Genomic DNA, 16,883 nt, shown 5'->3' with positions numbered 1-16,883 from the left:
GGCCCGGTGCCCGTTCCGCATATCAGCTTTTATGACCGTAAGTTCGGAAAAGCCGCTGAACGGCCACTGGATTCGCCTGAATCGGATCACCGGCGGGGTCGCCGTGGCCCCTCCGCACCTCTCCCCGCTCGTCGTGCCGCCGGCCATGACGGCGGCGGCCCTGGCCGGGCGCCGGGCGCCCACGGGGAGCCGAGGACGACCTCGGCTCCCGGCCAGGACGCTCAACCACGCCACGGCCAGGCGGGGACGCCTCAGCGTTCGGCCAGGACGATCACCGAGTCACCCTCCCCGAGGGTGACCGGGCGGGACTTGTCGGGGTTGAGGACGACGCCGAAGTGCGGCGCCTCGTTCGCCCGCTCCGCCAGCCGGTAGCCGATCGCCGTCTCACCCCGGCGTCTGGCCGACTCGATCACCGTGGCGAAGCCGACCGGCGTGTCCTTACGGACGTACCGGGTCGCCGGGCGCGGATAGATCTCCGACCCCCTGGAGTCGAAGAGGTAGCCGAACACCTCCGCCAGGTGCCGGTTCTCGGCGAGCTGGGCGAGCAGCAGGCCGATGACCGTGTCGCTGATCACGATGTCGTCGGCCTCGGTGACCTCGGCCAGGCTCCGGTTGTTCTCGTCGTGCATCTCGCTGACGATCGAGTACCGCTCGCCGAGCGCGGTCTGCATGTCCCTCAGCTGCAACAGCGTCATCAGGGTGCGGGTGTCGGCGTGCTCGGCGGGGTAGCGGTCGTCGGAGAGCACGATCACGTGCTGGTAGACGCCCAGGCCCAGCGATTCGAGCGCGTAGCGGTCGGTGGTCTCGCACTCCTTGGCGTTGACCGTCAGGTTGGCCAGCCCCTCGAAGGGGACCGCGGCGTCCGGATGGTCGGAGGCGATGTCCAGCGCGGAACCGGGTGCCACGTAGCCGTCGAGGTAGTGGACGACCTGGCGGCCCCTGCCGTTCCAGTTGAGCACGAGCGTCCGCTCGGGGCCGGGCCTGACGTGCGGGGCCTCGACGATCGCCTCCTCGTCGGCCTCGGCGCCGCCCTCGGCGAGGTGGATCAGCGAGTCGTCCTGGGCGATCACGATGACCTCGTCCCGCGCGGTGATCACCGTGTCCGCCGGCGGGTTCAGCATGACGCCGCCGGGGCCCCGCAGCCCGATGACCGTGGCCGTCCGGTAGGCCGGGAGCGCCTGGCCGTACGTCAGGCCGGTGAGGTCGGGGTCGGAGCGCAGGTAGATCTCTCCGGCGTCGAAGTTGAGCAGGTCCATGCAGACGACCGACATGCCCGACTGCCTCGACGACTGCACGATGAGCCGGGAGGCGGTGTCGTCGGAGTCAACCAGGTGGACGTCGGGGCCGCCCGCGAGCCGGGCGGCGGCCATGTTCGCGGTGCGGGCGATCGCGGCGACCACGGGAGGGTGGTCGCCCGCCCGCTTGGCCAGCGCGAGCAGCGTCTTGATGACGTGCGCGTCCGGGTCGTCGCCCTGAGGGGACAGGACGACCACCGAGCGGGCGGCGTCGAGGTTCATCAGGTCGAGGTCGGTGGGCTCGGTCGGCCGCCCGGTCCTGCAGACCAGCTTGGTCCTGCCGAGGTCCCCCACGTGGCGGCGGATCTCGTCCTCCATCCGGGACTTGTCCCGGTCGGCGAGGACCGTGATGACCGACCCCCTGCCGCTCGCGTGCGCCTGGATCAGCTCGGTGACGATCGTGAAGACCTGCTCGGACCAGCCGAGGACCACGATGTGGCCGTTCTCGATGATCCGGGACCTGCCCTCACGCAGCTGCTCGAACTTGGTCTTGAGCCCGTTGGAGAGCACGCCGACCAGGGCGCTGACGATGAACAGGCCACCCATGGAGGCGATGAACATCAGGGCGACGAACAGGATGCTTCCGGTGTCGCTGGCGACCTTGCCGGGACTCAGCGTGCGCATCAGCGAGACCCACAGCATGCCGGGCAGACCGCTGTTGCGCGCGGCGTCCTTGGGGGTCAGCCACAGGCTGAGCAGGCTGACCAGCACGATCAGCCCCAGCGAGATGAGGGCCAGCCAGCCGATCAACGCCACCGTGCCCCGCGACATGGTGTTGTCGAACCAGTACCGTAACCGCTCCCGGACCGTCGGCCTTGACACGGACCCCTCCCCGTAGGTGAACACCGGACCAACAATCGCACAAAAGTTGCATGTCGCTCTGGTGTTCGCAAATTCATGAAATATAGCGCGTTTTCCGTGTTTCTCGTGCCGTGCCGGGGCGGGGCCGGAGCTTTACGGCCGCCGGGCCGGCAGCACGACGATCCGTCGCAGGTCGACGTGTCGGGGGCGGCTCGTCGCGCAGGCGATCAGGCCGGCGCCGTCCTCGGCCGAGAGCGCGCCGACGGCCTCGAACGTCCGGCCGAGCCGGCCGTCGAGGATCGGCTCCGGGCCGCCGGTGTGCACGACCGTGCCGGGCTCGGAGCCGGTGGGTGAACTCGCCCTGACCACGCGGGGCGCGTCCCTCAGCCGGTCGTGAGCTTCGTCCACGGCCCCGGGGGATGGTCGTCCCTGGGCAGCCACAGCGAGGGCTGCAGGTCACGCAGCCGGGGCGTCGCCTGGGCGTCCCAGGGGAACAGGCCCGCCCTGTCCGGCCAGACGACCTCCATGAAGGACAGCGGGGGCCTGCGGTAGAAACGCAGCGCCACACCGAACAGCGAGCGGTACCAGCTGTGGTCGACCGTACGCGTGACGACCGGGTAGTTCCTGATGACGTCGTCCCGCTCCTGGCCGTCCGCCATCAGGTGACCGGCCGCGACCCGGTCGGCGAGGGTGTTCAGGCAGCGGCGCATCACCTCGACGTCCAGCCCGAACATGGCCGCCTCCGGCGACCTGAAGGTGTGCCACAGCCCGACGGTGAACGCCCACCCGGGGCCGTCCTCGTCCTCGGGGACCATGACCACGGCCCACCCGTCACGCTCGACCCTCCGTACGGTGCCGCGGTCGAACTCGTCGAGTTCCTCGTCGTGCGCGGCGCAGAGCGGACATTGGCAGATGAGCCGGTCGAACATGCCTCTGAGCGTAGTGGTCAGGTGGTCTGCCGCATTTGAGGGGCTTGCCAAGGTTGCGTGTGGGGGTGTCCCGGCCTCGCGAAACTGTCGGTGGCGGCCCCTAATCTGTCGGAGCAGGGTTCCCGCCGGGCCCCGCTGGACGACCTGAAGGGCCCACCCGTGACGACCCACAACGACACCCTCACCGGTGAGCGCGCCGACCTGCTGGAGACGCTGAGCGCGCACCGGGCCTTCCTGCGAGGCACGGTCGACGGCCTCACCGACGAGCAGGCCGCGACGCGCACCACCGTGAGCGAGCTGTGCCTGGGCGGGCTCATCAAGCACGTGGCGAACGTCGAGGCCCGCTGGATGCGCTTCGCGACCGGTGACCCCGAGGCGATGACGATGAACGAGACCGACTGGACCGGCCAGTTCCGCATGCTCGACGGCGAGACGCTCGAAAGCCTGCTCGCCGCCTACGAGGAGGTCGCCCGCACGACCGACGAGCTGGTCGCGACACTCGACCTGGACGTCTCGTATCCCCTGCCGCAGGCCCCGTGGTTCCCGCCGAACGCGCGCAGGTCGGTGCGCCGGGTCCTGCTCCACCTCATCGCCGAGACCTCCCAGCACGCGGGTCACGCCGACATCATCCGCGAGTCCCTCGACGGCGCCAAGAGCATGGGCTGACCCCCCGCGGGTCCCGTGCCCGGGCGCTTTCGGCGGCGGTCCACCTGCCCGGTGGGCCGCCCGGCTCAGTCTGAGGGCACACCTTCACCGCACGGCACGCCGCCCTCCGGGCCCTTCGGAGCCGCCCCCTGCGGGGTCCCGGCCTCGGCCGCCTCGAAGAGGCCCACGAGGGTCCGCAGCCCCTCCAGGATCTCGGCTCCGGTCGGCGCCTGCTCCGGGTCGGCCAGCCACTGCATCATCACGCCGGACAGCAGGGCCAGCTGCACCGAGCCGAGGGTGCGCGTCGTGCCCTCCTGAAGCGTGTCCTCCTCCACTCCCAGCAAGATCGAGGCCAGCCCCCGGCGGCCCTCCCGCTGGCCGTCGGCGAGATACCTCCGCAGCTCCGGTGAGTGCTCGGCCTGCACCAGCGCCTCGACGCTGGCCGCCCACAGTTTCCTGTGGGTGCCGAACGACTTCGACAGCCGTGTCCACAGGGCCTCGTACCGCTCCTCGGGGGTCGCGGTGAGGTCGTCGTAGACGGCGGAGGCCGTCTGCCCGGTCTCCAGGCCCCACTCGTCGATCGCCTGGATGAGCGCCGCGTTCAGCAGCGCCTCCCGCGAGCCGAAGTGGTAGCCGATGGCCGCCATGCTCACCCCGGCCGCCGCCGCGATGTCGCGCACGGTCGTTCGCGCCCACCCCTTCTCCTCCAGGCAGCGCCTCGCCCCGGCGAGCAGGTCCTCGCGATTTCCCATAGCGGGATGCTACTCGCCCTGTTCACGGCGCCACGCTCTCTTGCGCAAATGCCTTAGGCATATGCATTGCGCAAATGCCCAAATCGCCGGTATCTTCATGACAGGCGAGAGAGCGGGCCGTACCGGCACCCGCTCGCGAAGCCGTACGGAAGCCGAGTTGAGGAGAGAACCATGAACCATGTCATCGCGCCGACGGTGGCCCCGGTGCGGGCGGGGCTGGACATCGCGGGCCGCCGCCTGTCCTACGTCGACTTCGGCGGGCCGGGGCGTCCGCTGCTCGCCCTGCACGGGCACCTGTCGGAGGGAACGAGCTTCGCCGCCGTCGCCGCCGGGCTGGCCCCCGAGTGGCGGGTCATCGCACCCGACCAGCGGGGACACGGCGAGTCCGACCGGGCCGCCGACTACTCCCGCGAGGGCTACCTCGCCGACATCCTCGCCCTGCTCGACCACCTCGGCCTCGACCGGGTGGCGGTGATGGGCCACTCACTGGGCGGCATCAACGCCTACCACCTCGCCGCCCGTCACCCCGAGCGGGTCACCGCCCTCGTCAACGCGGACGCGCCGGTCGTCCTCGGCATCGACGGGGAGCCCAACCCGCTGGCGTTCCTGGAGAGCCTGCCTTACCAGGCGCCCACCCGTGAGGCGCTGGTCGAGGCGCTCGGCGAGGCCGCCCCCTACTTCACCGAGACCCTGCGGGAGAACCCCGACGGCACCTGGCGCCTGCCCTTCCACCCCCAGGACATGCTCGCCTCCGAGGAGCTCAACCGGGGTGACCACTGGGCCGCCTGGCTCGCCACCACCTGCCCCGCCCTCGTTATCCGGGGCACGAAGGGCAGCGTCATCCCCGCCGACCAGGTCCAGGCCATGATCGACCGCCGTCCGAACACCCGCCTCGCCGAACTGGCCACCGACCACTTCGTCTACGCCGGCGACCCCGAGGGCTTCACCGCGGCCGTCCGCGGGTTCCTCGGCTCCCTGGCCTAGGGTCCCGGGGTCAACCCCCCGAGGCGTTCGGCCTTCGAGCGCAGGTAGCGCTGCTCGGGGATGCTGGCCGTGTGCCGGGCGGCCAGGAGATACTCCTCGTGGGCCGCACGCGGGTCGTCGGCCATCTCCAGCAGGTGGGCGCGCACCGCGCGGAAACGATGGTGCCTGGCCATCCGGTCGTCGCCCTCCAACTCCTCAAGGAGCAGCAGACCGGCCCTCGGTCCCTCGGTCATGGCGACGGCGACGGCCCGGTTGAGCGTGACCATCGGGTTGGGCGTGAGCCGTTCGAGGATCTTGTAGAGGATCGCGATCTGCGTCCAGTCGGTGTCCTCGGGGTCGGCCGCCTCGGCGTGCACGGCCGCGATGGCGGCCTGGAGCTGGTACGGGCCCAGACCGGAGCGCGACATGGCCCCGGTGACCAGCGCCGTGCCCTCCGCGATCGCGGCGGCGTCCCAGCGAGACCTGTCCTGCTCGGCCAGGGGAATCAACGCGCCGTCGGCACCGGTCCTCGCGGGTCGCCGCGCCTCGGTCAGCAGCATGAGCGCCAGCAGCCCGGCCACCTCCCCGTCGTCGGGAAGCCGCCGCAGCACCGCGCGCGTCAGCCGTACGGCCTCGCGGGTCAGGTCGGTCCGGTGCAGGTCGGGGCCGCAGGTGGCGGTGTAACCCTCGTTGAAGATCAGATAGAGCACCTGGAGGACCACGCGCAGCCGTTCGGCCCGCTCGTGCTCCGGCGGCTCCTCGAAACGCGCGCCCGCGGCCCTGATGCGCTGCTTGGCCCGGCTGATGCGGGGCGCCATGGTGGCCTCGGGGACGAGAAAGGCACGGGCGATCTCCGCGGCGGTGAGCCCGCCGACCGCGCGCAGGGTCAGCGCCACCTGGGAGCCCGGGGTCAGCGCGGGGTGACAGCACAGGAACAGCAGGGTCAGGGTGTCGTCCCGGTCACCCCACGAGTGCTCGTCGGGTCCCGGCACGACCTCGGGGAGCTGCGCCGCGACGGTGGCCTCGCGGCGGCGCCTGGCCTGCTCGGCGCGGAGCAGGTCGACCAGGCGGCGGGAGGCGACGGTCGTCATCCACCCGCGCGGGTTGTCGGGGACCCCTTCGACCGGCCACTGCTGCGCCGCGGCCAGCAGCGCCTCCTGGACGGCGTCCTCGCAGAGCCCGAAGTCGTCGTACCTGCGGGCGAGCGTGCCGAGAACCTGCGGCGCGAGCGAGCGCAGCAAGTCCTCGAATCCGTTCGCGGCTGTCATGCCCCTCCGCTCACCTCAGGGCGGTCCGGCCTCCAGTGTCACACCGGGCTTCCCGCGGAGAACATGATGGGCCGGACCTCGATGCCGATGCCGGGTACGGAGGCGTCCGGGATCATCGCGGCCAGTTCGAACGCGCGCTCCCTGCTCTCACAGTCGATCATGTAGAAGCCCGCGAGGTACTCCTTGGTCTCCAGGTAGGGGCCGTCGGAGACCACCGGGACACCGCCGTTCACCCGGACGACGGCGCTGGTCGAGGGGCCTTCGAGCACCTGGTGACCGACCAGCTCGCCGGACTCCTCGACCGCTTTGATGAACGGCTGGTGGCCGTTCATGATCTCCTTGCGTTCCTCCTCGGTCAGCGAGTCCCAGATCTCGGGGTTCATGTGCATGATCAGCAGGAACTTCACGGGGTTCTCCTCTCGGCCCGTACCGGCTTTCCACGGTGAGGTCGGAGACGGCGTCGAATTCTTGACTCCCCGGCGCAAGATCTGAGAACCCGTTCCGACCTCTCAGTGAGAGGTAACCCTATCTGTCACCTCCTCACCAACGGGACGCATCCACGAAGAGGAGCCCAATATGTCCGTCAGTAATACGGAGGAGACCGAGCCAAAGGCGACAGGCCGCACCTGGATGGGGCTGGCGGTGCTGGCGCTGCCCACGCTGCTGGTCGCGCTGGACATGAACGTGCTGTTCCTGGCGTTGCCGAGGCTGACCGCCGAGCTGGGCGCCGACAGCGTCGAACAGCTGTGGATCACCGACGCCTACGGGTTCATGGTCGCCGGACTGGTGATCACGATGGGCACGCTCGGCGACCGGATCGGGCGGCGCAAGTTGCTGCTGACCGGGGCGGTGTTCTTCGCGATCGCCTCACTGGCCAGCGCCTACGCGCCCAACCCGACGGTGCTGATCGCGGCCAGGACGGTGCTGGGCATCGCGGGCGCGACGGTGATGCCGTCCACCCTGGCCCTGATCACCAACATGTTCCGCGACGGCCAGGAGCGTGGCAAGGCCATCGCCGTGTGGGCCACCTGCAACTTCACCGGCGCCGCGCTCGGCCCGGTGGTCGGCGGCATCCTGCTCGACCACTTCTGGTGGGGGTCGGTGTTCCTGATGGCCCTGCCGATCATGGTGGTCGTGCTCATCGCCGGGCCGCTGGTGCTGCCGGAGTTCCGCCCGCCGCAGGCCGGACGGCTCGACCTCACCAGCGTCCTGCTGTCCATGCTGGCGATCCTGCCGATCGTGTACGGGATCAAGACCCTCGCCACCGGGAACGGCACGGCCACCGTGTCCGTCGTGGCGATCCTGGTCGGCCTGGTGTTCGCGATCGTCTTCGTCCGCCGCCAGCTCCGCCTGGAGAACCCGCTGCTCGACCTGCGCCTGTTCACCCGGCGCTCGTTCGCCCTGGTCGTGCTCGCGCTCTCGCTGGCCGGGATCGTGATGGCCGGTGTCGGCCTGCTGGTCACCCAGTTCCTGCAGAGCGTGCTCGGCTACTCCCCGCTGGTCTCGGCCCTGTGGTTCGCGCCGATGGGCCTTGCGGTCGCGGTCGGCACGATGGTCACCCCGGCCTTCACCAAGTCCCTCAAGCCCAGCGTCGCCATCGCCGGTGGCCTGGCGGTCTCCACGCTCGGCGCCGCCGTACTGATCGTGGTGAACTCGACGTGGGGGCCGGTGCCGGTCGTGATCGGCATCGCGATCCTGGCGGTGGGCACCGGGCCGCTCTTCACGATCGGCACCGGGCTGGTCGTCGGTTCGGTCCCGCCCGAGCGCGCGGGCTCAGCGGCGGCCATGTCGGAGACCGCGAACTTCCTCGGTGGCGCGCTCGGTCTGGCCCTGCTCGGCACGATCGGGGCGGCCGTCTACCAGCACCAGATGACCGGGGCCGTCCCCGAAGGGGTGCCCGCGGCGGCGGCGGAAACCGCCCGCGAGACCGTCGCGGGGGCCTCCTCCGTCGCGGCGAGCCTGCCCGCCGACCAGGCCGGCGAACTGTTGCGGCAGGCGCACGGCGCCTTCACCGCGGGCCTCAACGCGGCCGGTGTGCTCTCCACCGTCATCTTCGGTCTCTTCGCCGTTCTGGCCGCGGTCTTCTTCCGCAGGGCGGGCGGTGAGCAGAGCTGACCACGCCCCGAGTCCCCGGTCCGCCGTGTCGGGCGGACCGGGGCCCGGACAGCCGTCTCACACCGGCGCGCCCACCTGACCACCGCCGGGCCTGGCCCGCCGGGCGCCGCCCGCCGTACCGAACCGGCGCATGACGGGTCCCTCGAACAGGCGGAACGTCAGCCACGACACCAGAAGCGTCACGGCGAACAGCAGCGCGCTGATGGCGAGGGCGACCGGGGTCGGCCACGCCTCACCCGCGCCGAGCAGGTCATGACCGGTGATCAGGATCAGCCGGTGCCACATGTAGAAGGCGAAGGACACCTCGCCGAGCCACACCCACACCCGCCCGGAAAGACCGGTGCGCCTGCCGTCCCGGTCGGCGACGGCGCCGTTGGCGATGACCAGCCCGAGCGGGACGCACAACGCCGCGACGAAGGCGTAGGTCGGCGGGATCAGCGGGGTCAGCGCGTAGACGACCACGCTGAGCAGCACGGAACCGGTGTAGCCGAGGGGGATCCTCCTGCCGGTCAGCACCATCTGGGCGAGGAGGATGCCGAAGACGAAGTCCAGCATCCGCACCGGCGGGAAGTGGTAGATGAACCAGGTCTCCCACTCGGTCACCCCGAGGATCGGGTACGGCTGCTGCGCGGGCAGCAGGCCGGAGGCGAGCGGGACCAGGAAGATCACCGCCACCACGCCGACGGCCCACATCCACAGCCGTTCCGGCCTGATCCTGCGCACGAGGCCGAGCAGGAAGGGGAAGCACAGGTAGAAGAACGCCTCACAGGAGAGCGACCACGCCACCGGGTTGACGCCGGTGATGGTCCGCGCCTGCGGGAAGAACGCCTGCAGCAGGAACAGGTTGCGTACGGCGTCCGCCAGGCCGACGGCGTTTCCCACCAGCAGGGTGATGACCAGGACCGCGGCGAGGAAGGTCAGCACGTGGTTCGGATAAATCTTGAAGAAACGTCGCCGCCAGAACCTCCGCGGCGTGTCGTCGGGGCGCGCCGACCAGGTCAGCACGAATCCACTGAGCACGAAGAAGAAACCGACACCCGCTCCTCCGCCGAGGGCGAGCATTTTGAAGAGCATCGGGTGAGAGGCGCCGGAGGCGAAAATCCCCTCGACCATCACGTGCAGGGCGAAGACCATGGTTGCGGCGACGAATCGCATTCCCGTGAGTGAGGGAAGACGAGACGGAAGTCCGGTTGGGCGGGGTTCTGACAGGCTCGACGACTCGACCATGTGGCGCGACTCCAAACAGGCCCCCTCCCGTTCGGCGGGGGAGAGCCGGTGTGCGGTTGGTGCGAACTCTCCGTGCCGTTCCGACGGCCGGGCGGGGTTTTTCGAGTGCGAGGTCCGGTTACCGACGGCAGGGCTCTGAGCAGGGACTTCTCTCAGGTCTTCCAATCCGGTACGGCATGGTGACGCCTCCTCATGGCCTTCTCCGTGGCCCCTTCGCGGCCCTTTCGCGGCTCTTTCCGTGTGCGGGCGCTCGATGGCCCGGCACATCCGTCGCGGCACCCGTCCCCGATCCGGGCCGTCCGCGAGGAGCCGTCCTCACGGATATGTCGGAGCCGGGGTCGCGTTCTTGACGTCCGCCGTCGTTCTTTTCGGGCTTCACAGCATTTTCAAAGAAATCGGGCCGGAGAAGTTGTGGCACTGTCAAGGAACCGCGGTCGGTTCCGACCTTTGAGCGGGAGGAAATCTCCGCCGGGAGACCGGGGCCCGCCCCGGCCCGTCGACTTTCGGGAGAGTGACCGCCGATGACCGCCACGCAGGAAGTAACTCCAGGAAACCTCTCGTCGCTGACCGGCCTGCGCGCCGTCGGCATGCTGTTCGTCTTCGTCGCCCACGGCGCCGCGGCCTCGGTGTTCGCCGACAAGGGCGTCGCCGCCGGTTACAACACCCTCATCGACAACGGGGTCCTCGGCTTCCTCGCGGTCTCGTTCTTCTTCGTGCTCAGCGGGTTCGTGCTGACCTGGTCGGCCAGGCCGGGCGCGCGCCGCTTCTGGCGGCGGAGGCTGCTGCGCGTCTTCCCCAACCACCTGGTGGTGCTCGTCGTCTCGGCGCTCACCTTCGTCGCGGCGGGGGAGACGATCAGGCTCGTCCCGGCGGTCGCGAACGTGTTCCTGGTGCAGAACTGGTGGCCGGACGCGGACCTGATGTACTACCAGCTCAACGGCCCCACCTGGACGCTCTCCGTCGAGCTGCTGTGCTACGCGGCCTTTCCCCTGCTGTACGCGCTGGTCAACCGGATCAAGCCGGGCAGGCTGTGGTTCTGGTTGGCGGGCGTCGGGCTGCTGGCCCTGGCCATGCCGCTGCTGAGCGAACCGTTCCTGGCCGGGTACGGCCCGAGCAAGGTCTTCGGGGTCGGCTCGTGGCCCCAGCAGTGGTTCCTGTACTTCTTCCCGATCACCCGCTCGCTTGAGTTCGTGCTCGGCATGATCCTGTGCAGGATCATCCAGACGGGCCGCTGGGTCCGCGTCCCGGTCGTGGTCTCGGCGCTCTGCGTGCTGGCCGTCTACGTCGTGCTGTACTTCCTGCCGCAGAACTTCGTCTTCGCCGCGCTTTATCCCATCCCGATGGCCCTGCTCATCGGCTCGGTGGCGACGTCGGACCTCGCGGGCCGTTCCAGGGTGATGAACAGCAGGCTGATGGTCAGGCTCGGCGACCTCTCCTTCGCGTTCTACATCGTGCACATCCCGGTGCTGTTCTCGGTGCACGCCGCGTTCGCCGGGGAGTGGGTCGGATACGCCAACCACTACACCCGGACCCAGTGGAACACCCCGACCGGGATCGCCTTCCTCATCGGCGCCTACCTGCTGTGCGTGCTCGCGGCCTGGGTCCTGCGGACCGTGGTCGAGATCCCGGCGATGCGCCGCTGGGGCGGGAGCCGTACGCGGGGGACGTCCGGCCTGTCGCGGCCGAAGGCCCCGGGGCCGCAGCTCCAAGCGTGAACACCGTCGACCGTCACCCCTCCAGGAGAGAACCGATGACCGACGCGACCTATCCGACGCTGTCCTATCCGATGCGGCGCACCTGCCCGTTCGAACCGCCCCCCGGCTACGCCGAACTGCGCGAGCGCCCGACGATATCCAAGGTCAGGCTGCCGACCGGTGCCCTGGCCTGGGCGGTCACCCGCTACCGGGACGTCAGGGCGATGCTGGCCGACCCGAGGTTCAGCTCGGACATGCGCCACCCCGGCTTCCCCGTCCTGTACGAGCACCAGGTGCCCGCGCCGGAGTTCTCGACCTCGCTGATCGGCATGGACGCGCCGGAGCACACGATCGCCCGGCGGGCCGTGGCCGGGGAGTTCACCGTCCAGCGGCTGCGCCGGCTGCGGCCACGTGTCCAGGAGATCGTCGAGGAGCACGTCGAACGCATCCTGGAGGGGCCGCGCCCGGTCGACCTGGTGCGGGCCTTCGCCGACCCGGTCCCGCTCATGGTGATCTGCGAGCTGATCGGCGTGCCGTACGCCGACCGTGACTTCTTCCTCAAGATCTCCTCGACCGTGATGAACGCGCCCTCGCCCGAGGAGGGCGGGCGGGCCATGGTCGAGTTGACGGACTATCTGGACGCGCTGGTCGGCGACAAGGAGCGCGCCCCGACCGACGACGTGATCGGCAGGCTGGCGGCCAGGCCGGGGGAGCCGGGCGTCCCCGGGCACAAGGACCTCGTCGGGATGGCCTTCATGCTGCTGATGGCCGGGCACGAGACCCCGGCGAACATCATCGCGCTCGGCACCCTGCTGCTGCTCGAACACCCCGACCAACTCGCCGCGCTCCGCGCCGACCCGGCGAGGACCCCGGCGGCCGTCGAAGAACTGCTGCGGTACTTCACGATCGCCGAGATCGCCACCTCCCGGGTCGCGACCGAGGACGTCGAACTCGGCGGCGCCGTCATCAGGGCGGGGGAGGGCGCCCTGGCCCTCATCACCGGGGCCAACCGGGACCCGGACCAGTTCGCCAGGCCGGACGAGTTCGACATCGGCCGCGGCAACCACCACCACGTGGCGTTCGGCTTCGGCGGCCACCAGTGTCTCGGTCAGCACCTGGCGCGCCTGGAGCTGCAGATCGCCTTCGACACACTGTTCGCGCGGATCCCCGGCCTGCGGCTCGCCGAACCGGTCGAGGCGCTGCGCTTCAAGGACGAGGCCATCAACTACGGCGTCTTCGAGCTCCCGGTCACCTGGTGATCGCCGTCTGACCCCGGCCGCGCCGCCCGAGCAGGCGGCGCAGCGCGGTCGGGGTGTGACCAAGGTGCTCGCGGACGGTCCTGGTCAGGTGGGCCTGGTCGGCGAAGCCGAGGTCGGCGGCGAGGGCGGCGAGGCCATGCGCCGTGCCCTCGCCGCCCTCGTCGCTTTCGCGGTTTTCGCCGCCTTCGCCGTTTTCGATGCGCCGGATCACCCGGCCGACACGGACCCGGTTGCGGTATCGCGTCAGTGAGACGCCCATCTCCCGGGAGAAGACACGACTCAGCCGGTACGGCGAGGCGCCCAGGAGAGCCGCCAGCGGGCACAGCCCGGTCGCGTCGGGGTGGTCCGCGACGATCGCCTCACGGGCCGCCGCGACGAGCGCCCGGTCGGCGGGGCTGGCCGGACGGCCCTGACGGTGGCCGGTGGCCGCGGCGACCAGCCCGAGCAACTCCTCGGCGAGCGCGTAGTCGACGTCGCCGCCGCGCGCCGCGGCGAGCAGCCGCCGGTGGGCCAGGTCGACCCGGGCGTCCACGTAGACCGTCGTGCCGGTCCACGGCCCGTCCCACAGACGCGGGGAGACGGCCACGGAGGTGCACAGGTCACCGCCCGCCGGATGGGCGAACCGCTCCTCCTCACCCGGCGCCGCGAGGTAGGCCATCGTCGGGTCCAGGTCGGCCTCGACGCCGTCGGCCCACCGCCTGAACCTGCCGCGCCGTACCAGGACCAGCCGGTGTGCCCCGCCGGGATCGGGCGCCGACCACCGGGTGTGGTGGGCGCGGCAGGTCACCGTGGACACGGCGAAGTGGGGGCGGACGGCGAGGGGCACGGCGGACAGCACGGGGGGACGTTACCCGGCGGGTGCGACAGAAACGGCCCGCAAGAATCTTCAAGACCATAACCGGCGTAGGCGGGAAGCTGGTTACGTAAACGACGACCACAGGAGCCACGATGACCGCTCTCGCGGGACCGACCGTCACCATCACCGCCATCATCATCGACTGCGCCGACCCCCGGGCGCTCGCCGAGTTCTACGGCAAGGCCACCAGCTGGAGGATCACCTACAGCGACGACGAGACCGCCTACCTCGGGGACGGCCCGATCCAGCTCGCCTTCCAGCGGATCGAGGACTACCGGGGCCCGGGGTGGCCCGACGCGGCCAAGCACGCCCACCTGGACTTCAGGGTCGCCGACGTGGAGGCCGCGACGAAGGAACTGCTCGCGCTCGGCGCGACGAGGCCCGGTTTCCAGCCGGGTGGGGACGGCTGGACGGTCCTGGCCGATCCCGAGGGGCACCCCTTCTGCATCAGTGCCGGCTGAGGCTCCCTCAGCCGGGGGCGGGGACGTGCGAGGCGTAGAGCGCGCGGAGCAGGTGGTTGAGCCGCTCGCGAGCACGCCGGTCCAGCGCGTGCAGGAAGCGGTCCTGCTCGGCCGCCGCCGTGACGGCGAGGGCGCCGAGCAGGGCGTTCCCGCCCTCGGTGAGGGCGACCGTACGGCGGCGCCGGTCGGTCTCGTGCGTCCTGCGCTCGACGAGCCCCCTGGCGGCCAGGGAGTCGAGGACCGGCACGATGTTGCGGGCGTCCACGGCGACCAGCTCGGCCAGGCGCCGCTGGCCGATGGGCCCCTGCGCACCGAGCGTCGCGAGGACGACGTACTGGGCCTGGGTGAGGTCGTGGCCCGTCAGGAAGGCGGCCCACGACCGCGCCGCCAGCGACCCCAGCCGCGCCAGCAGGAAACCCGTGCCCCGCTCGAAGTCACTCACGCGGTCCAGCCTAGCCGATAGACATGTTTCATGTCGTTTGGTAGACATGAAACATGTCTATTGAGGAGCGGCACACCCACGTGCCGATCGCCGGATCCCCGCTGCACGTCGTCGAGACGGGCGACCCCCTGGGCAGGCCGGTGCTGTTCCTGCACGGCTGGCCGGAGTCATGGCGAACCTGGCGGGGCGTGATGGAGGCGGCGGGGACGGACGCCAGGCTCCTGGCCGTCGACCTGCCGGGGATCGGCGACTCCACGGGGCCTGCCCCCGGCGGGTCCAAACTCCGCCTGGCGGGGATGGTGCACGAACTCGTCCTGAGCCTCGGCCTCACCGACCTCACGCTGGTCGGTCACGACGCCGGCGGCATGATCGCCTACGCCTACCTGCGACGGTACGGCGCCGCCCGGGTGGTGATCATGAATACGGTGATCCCCGGTGTGGCCCCCTGGAAGGACGTCCTGGCGAACCCGTACATCTGGCACTTCGGCTTCCACGCCGTGCCCGCCCTGCCGGAGACCCTGGTCAGGGGACGCCAGGCCGCCTACTTCGACTACTTCTACGACGTGCTTTCCGTCGACCCGGCGAGGATCACCCCGGAGTCACGCCGCGCCCACGCCGCCGCCTACGCGCGTGACACGGCGCTCACCGCGGGGTTCGACCTCTACCGCGCCCTCCCCCAGGACGCGCTGGACAACGCGGCCCTCGCCGAGGCGGGGCCCGGTCGGCACACCCCTCCTCTACCTGCGGGGCGACGGCGAGGGCGGCGACATCACCGCCTACGCCCAGGGCTTCAGGGAGGCAGGCGTCCTGCGGCCGGTCACCGCGCTGATCCCCGGTGTCGGCCACTTCGCCCAGGAGGAGGCACCCGCCCAGGTCTGGAAGCTCATTCACGACTTCACCAGGTGACGGGCAGCTCGCGCACGCCGTAGATCACCGAGTCGACACGCAGACCGAGCTCCTCGACCGGACGGGCCAGAGCGAGGCCGGGGAAGCGGGCGAACAGCCTGGAGATCGCGACCTCAAGCTCGACCCTGGCCAGGTTCTGGCCGAGACACTGGTGCGGGCCGAACCCGAACGCGACATGGAACCTCGGATCACGCCGCAGGTCCAGCCGGTCGGGCTCGGGGAAGGCGCGCTCGTCCCTGTTGGCCGACAGCAGGGAGAGCACCACCCCCTCACCGGCCTGTACGGTCACCCCGCCCACCTCCAGCGGCGCCGTCGCCATCCGCGCCATGGGCCCCTGCGTGATCGTCAGGAACCTCAGCAGCTCAGCCACCGCGGGACGGACGAGGGCCGGGTCGGCGCGCAGCTCGGCGAGCTGCCCGGGGTGGTCGAGCAGGGTCAGGACGCTCAGCGCCAGCGCGTTCGCCGTGGTCTCGTGCCCGGCGATCAGGAGCACCCGCGCCATGCCGAGCGCCTCGTCATGGGTGAGCTCGCCGGCGTTCACCCGCGCCGCGATCCTGCTGAGCAGATCGTCCTTCGGCTCACGCTCCCTGTCGGTCAGGAGCCGGTCGAGATAGACGGCGATCTCGGCGAAGGCGGGCCCCGCGACCTCGGGCGGGTTGGAGGACAGGATGGCCGCGCTACGGGTCTGGAAGAAGGCGTGGTCCTCGTACGGCACGCCGAGGAGCCCGCAGATCACCAGCGTCGGCACCGGCAGGGCGAAGCGCCGGACCAGGTCGGCCGGGCCGCCGCCCTTCTCCAGGTCGTCGAGCAGGCCGTCGACCACGCCCTCGATCGTCGGCCGCATCGTCTCGACGCGCGGGACGCTGAACTCGGAGGTGAGCATCCGCCGCAGCCGTCCGTGCTCGGGGTCGTCCATCCGGGTGAACGACAACTCACCCGGCTTGGCGCCGGGCAGCAGCTGGGGGAAGCCGGCGAGCCTGTCGTCGGCGCTGATCCGGGGGTCGGCCAGCACGGCCCGGACGTCGGCGTGGCGGCTCAGCACCCAGTGCTCCTCGCCGTCGGCGAAGTGAAGGCGGCAGGGTGGCTCCCCGCGGAGCTCGGCGAGTTCCGCGGGGACGCCGTACGGGTCCGGTCGGTGGATGGGAAACGTACGTGCGGTGGGCCGGTCCATGGTGCCCCTTCCTCACAGGCGGGAGGCAGTGTCCCTCAGTCAACCGGCTCGAATCATATGCAGCCGGTAATGCCTGGAGAAGGGGCGAAAAAAACAGAG

General features: G+C 70.7%; 17 protein-coding genes. 7 read left to right on the top strand and 10 right to left on the bottom strand.

Features of this window, described 5'->3' with window-relative positions; genetic code table 11:
- Positions 1–251: 251 nt before the first annotated feature.
- The 3 genes from ABT340_RS30150 to ABT340_RS30140 all read right to left on the bottom strand — a co-directional run bounded on the left by ABT340_RS30150 (position 252) and on the right by ABT340_RS30140 (position 3,025).
- Positions 252–2,117 carry a CASTOR/POLLUX-related putative ion channel gene (locus ABT340_RS30150; RefSeq protein ID WP_352014235.1) on the bottom strand — a complete coding sequence of 622 codons (1,866 nt, stop codon included), beginning with the start codon at positions 2,115–2,117 and terminating at the stop codon, positions 252–254.
- 132 nt (positions 2,118–2,249) lie between these two features.
- The gene (locus ABT340_RS30145) at positions 2,250–2,504 is read right to left on the bottom strand and encodes a Rossmann-fold NAD(P)-binding domain-containing protein (protein WP_352014234.1); all 255 of its coding nucleotides are present in this window, start codon (positions 2,502–2,504) and stop codon (positions 2,250–2,252) included.
- Positions 2,480–3,025, bottom strand: a complete 546-nt coding sequence (locus ABT340_RS30140; protein ID WP_352014233.1) for a DUF4262 domain-containing protein — start codon at positions 3,023–3,025, stop codon at positions 2,480–2,482. Before ABT340_RS30140 ends, ABT340_RS30145 begins: the two co-directional genes overlap by 25 nt.
- A 159-nt stretch (positions 3,026–3,184) precedes the next feature.
- Between ABT340_RS30140 and ABT340_RS30135 the strand changes: the two genes are divergently transcribed.
- Positions 3,185–3,691 carry a DinB family protein gene (locus ABT340_RS30135; protein ID WP_352014232.1) on the top strand — a complete coding sequence of 169 codons (507 nt, stop codon included), beginning with the start codon at positions 3,185–3,187 and terminating at the stop codon, positions 3,689–3,691.
- Between the two features lie 65 nt (positions 3,692–3,756).
- Here the strand turns inward: ABT340_RS30135 and ABT340_RS30130 are convergent, their stop codons facing one another.
- A complete protein-coding gene (locus ABT340_RS30130; protein WP_352014231.1) occupies positions 3,757–4,422 on the bottom strand; it encodes a TetR/AcrR family transcriptional regulator in 666 nt (221 codons plus the stop codon).
- A 171-nt stretch (positions 4,423–4,593) separates the two neighbouring features.
- Between ABT340_RS30130 and ABT340_RS30125 the strand changes: the two genes are divergently transcribed.
- Positions 4,594–5,406 (top strand): alpha/beta fold hydrolase, encoded by an 813-nt coding sequence (locus ABT340_RS30125; protein ID WP_352014230.1) that lies wholly within the window; start codon positions 4,594–4,596, stop codon positions 5,404–5,406.
- Here the strand turns inward: ABT340_RS30125 and ABT340_RS30120 are convergent.
- Both ABT340_RS30120 and ABT340_RS30115 read right to left on the bottom strand, forming a co-directional pair.
- Positions 5,403–6,653, bottom strand: a complete 1,251-nt coding sequence (locus ABT340_RS30120; protein WP_352014229.1) for an RNA polymerase sigma factor — start codon at positions 6,651–6,653, stop codon at positions 5,403–5,405. The two genes, ABT340_RS30125 and ABT340_RS30120, sit on opposite strands and share 4 nt — an antisense overlap.
- A gap of 38 nt (positions 6,654–6,691) precedes the next feature.
- Positions 6,692–7,060 (bottom strand): YciI family protein, encoded by a 369-nt coding sequence (locus ABT340_RS30115; protein WP_352014228.1) that lies wholly within the window; start codon positions 7,058–7,060, stop codon positions 6,692–6,694.
- Positions 7,061–7,229: 169 nt separating this feature from the next.
- On the opposite strand from ABT340_RS30115, the gene ABT340_RS30110 reads away from it, so the two are divergent.
- Positions 7,230–8,768, top strand: a complete 1,539-nt coding sequence (locus ABT340_RS30110) for an MFS transporter (protein ID WP_352014227.1) — start codon at positions 7,230–7,232, stop codon at positions 8,766–8,768.
- A 57-nt stretch (positions 8,769–8,825) separates the two neighbouring features.
- Here the strand turns inward: ABT340_RS30110 and ABT340_RS30105 are convergent, their stop codons facing one another.
- Entirely contained in the window at positions 8,826–9,923 is a 1,098-nt protein-coding gene (locus tag ABT340_RS30105) for an acyltransferase family protein (RefSeq protein ID WP_352014226.1), read from the bottom strand.
- A 593-nt stretch (positions 9,924–10,516) separates the two neighbouring features.
- On the opposite strand from ABT340_RS30105, the gene ABT340_RS30100 reads away from it, so the two are divergent.
- Both ABT340_RS30100 and ABT340_RS30095 read left to right on the top strand, forming a co-directional pair.
- The gene (locus ABT340_RS30100; RefSeq protein WP_352014225.1) at positions 10,517–11,710 is read left to right on the top strand and encodes an acyltransferase family protein; all 1,194 of its coding nucleotides are present in this window, start codon (positions 10,517–10,519) and stop codon (positions 11,708–11,710) included.
- A gap of 35 nt (positions 11,711–11,745) precedes the next feature.
- Entirely contained in the window at positions 11,746–12,948 is a 1,203-nt protein-coding gene (locus ABT340_RS30095) for a cytochrome P450 (RefSeq protein WP_352014224.1), read from the top strand.
- Here the strand turns inward: ABT340_RS30095 and ABT340_RS30090 are convergent.
- Complete coding sequence (locus ABT340_RS30090) at positions 12,938–13,786, bottom strand: AraC family transcriptional regulator (protein WP_352014223.1); 849 nt, start codon at positions 13,784–13,786, stop codon at positions 12,938–12,940. The genes ABT340_RS30095 and ABT340_RS30090 overlap by 11 nt on opposite strands.
- Before the next feature lie 110 nt (positions 13,787–13,896).
- Here ABT340_RS30090 and ABT340_RS30085 point away from each other — a divergent pair, with 110 nt between their 5' ends.
- Entirely contained in the window at positions 13,897–14,265 is a 369-nt protein-coding gene (locus tag ABT340_RS30085; protein WP_352014222.1) for a VOC family protein, read from the top strand.
- Positions 14,266–14,272: 7 nt separating this feature from the next.
- Here ABT340_RS30085 and ABT340_RS30080 read toward each other — a convergent pair whose 3' ends face one another.
- A complete protein-coding gene (locus ABT340_RS30080; protein ID WP_352014221.1) occupies positions 14,273–14,707 on the bottom strand; it encodes a MarR family winged helix-turn-helix transcriptional regulator in 435 nt (144 codons plus the stop codon).
- Positions 14,708–14,760: 53 nt separating this feature from the next.
- Between ABT340_RS30080 and ABT340_RS30075 the strand changes: the two genes are divergently transcribed.
- Positions 14,761–15,636, top strand: a complete 876-nt coding sequence (locus ABT340_RS30075; protein WP_352014220.1) for an alpha/beta fold hydrolase — start codon at positions 14,761–14,763, stop codon at positions 15,634–15,636.
- Here the strand turns inward: ABT340_RS30075 and ABT340_RS30070 are convergent.
- Positions 15,603–16,784: a cytochrome P450 gene (locus tag ABT340_RS30070; protein WP_352014219.1), complete on the bottom strand. Its 1,182-nt coding sequence runs from the start codon at positions 16,782–16,784 to the stop codon at positions 15,603–15,605. The genes ABT340_RS30075 and ABT340_RS30070 overlap by 34 nt on opposite strands.
- Positions 16,785–16,883 lie beyond the last annotated feature (99 nt).

The sequence above is a fragment of the Streptosporangium sp. NPDC000239 genome (genome assembly GCF_040300765.1).
Classification (GTDB): domain Bacteria; phylum Actinomycetota; class Actinomycetes; order Streptosporangiales; family Streptosporangiaceae; genus Streptosporangium.
Note: the sequence above shows the minus strand (reverse complement) of the source record. Positions and strands in the feature narration are given on the sequence as shown.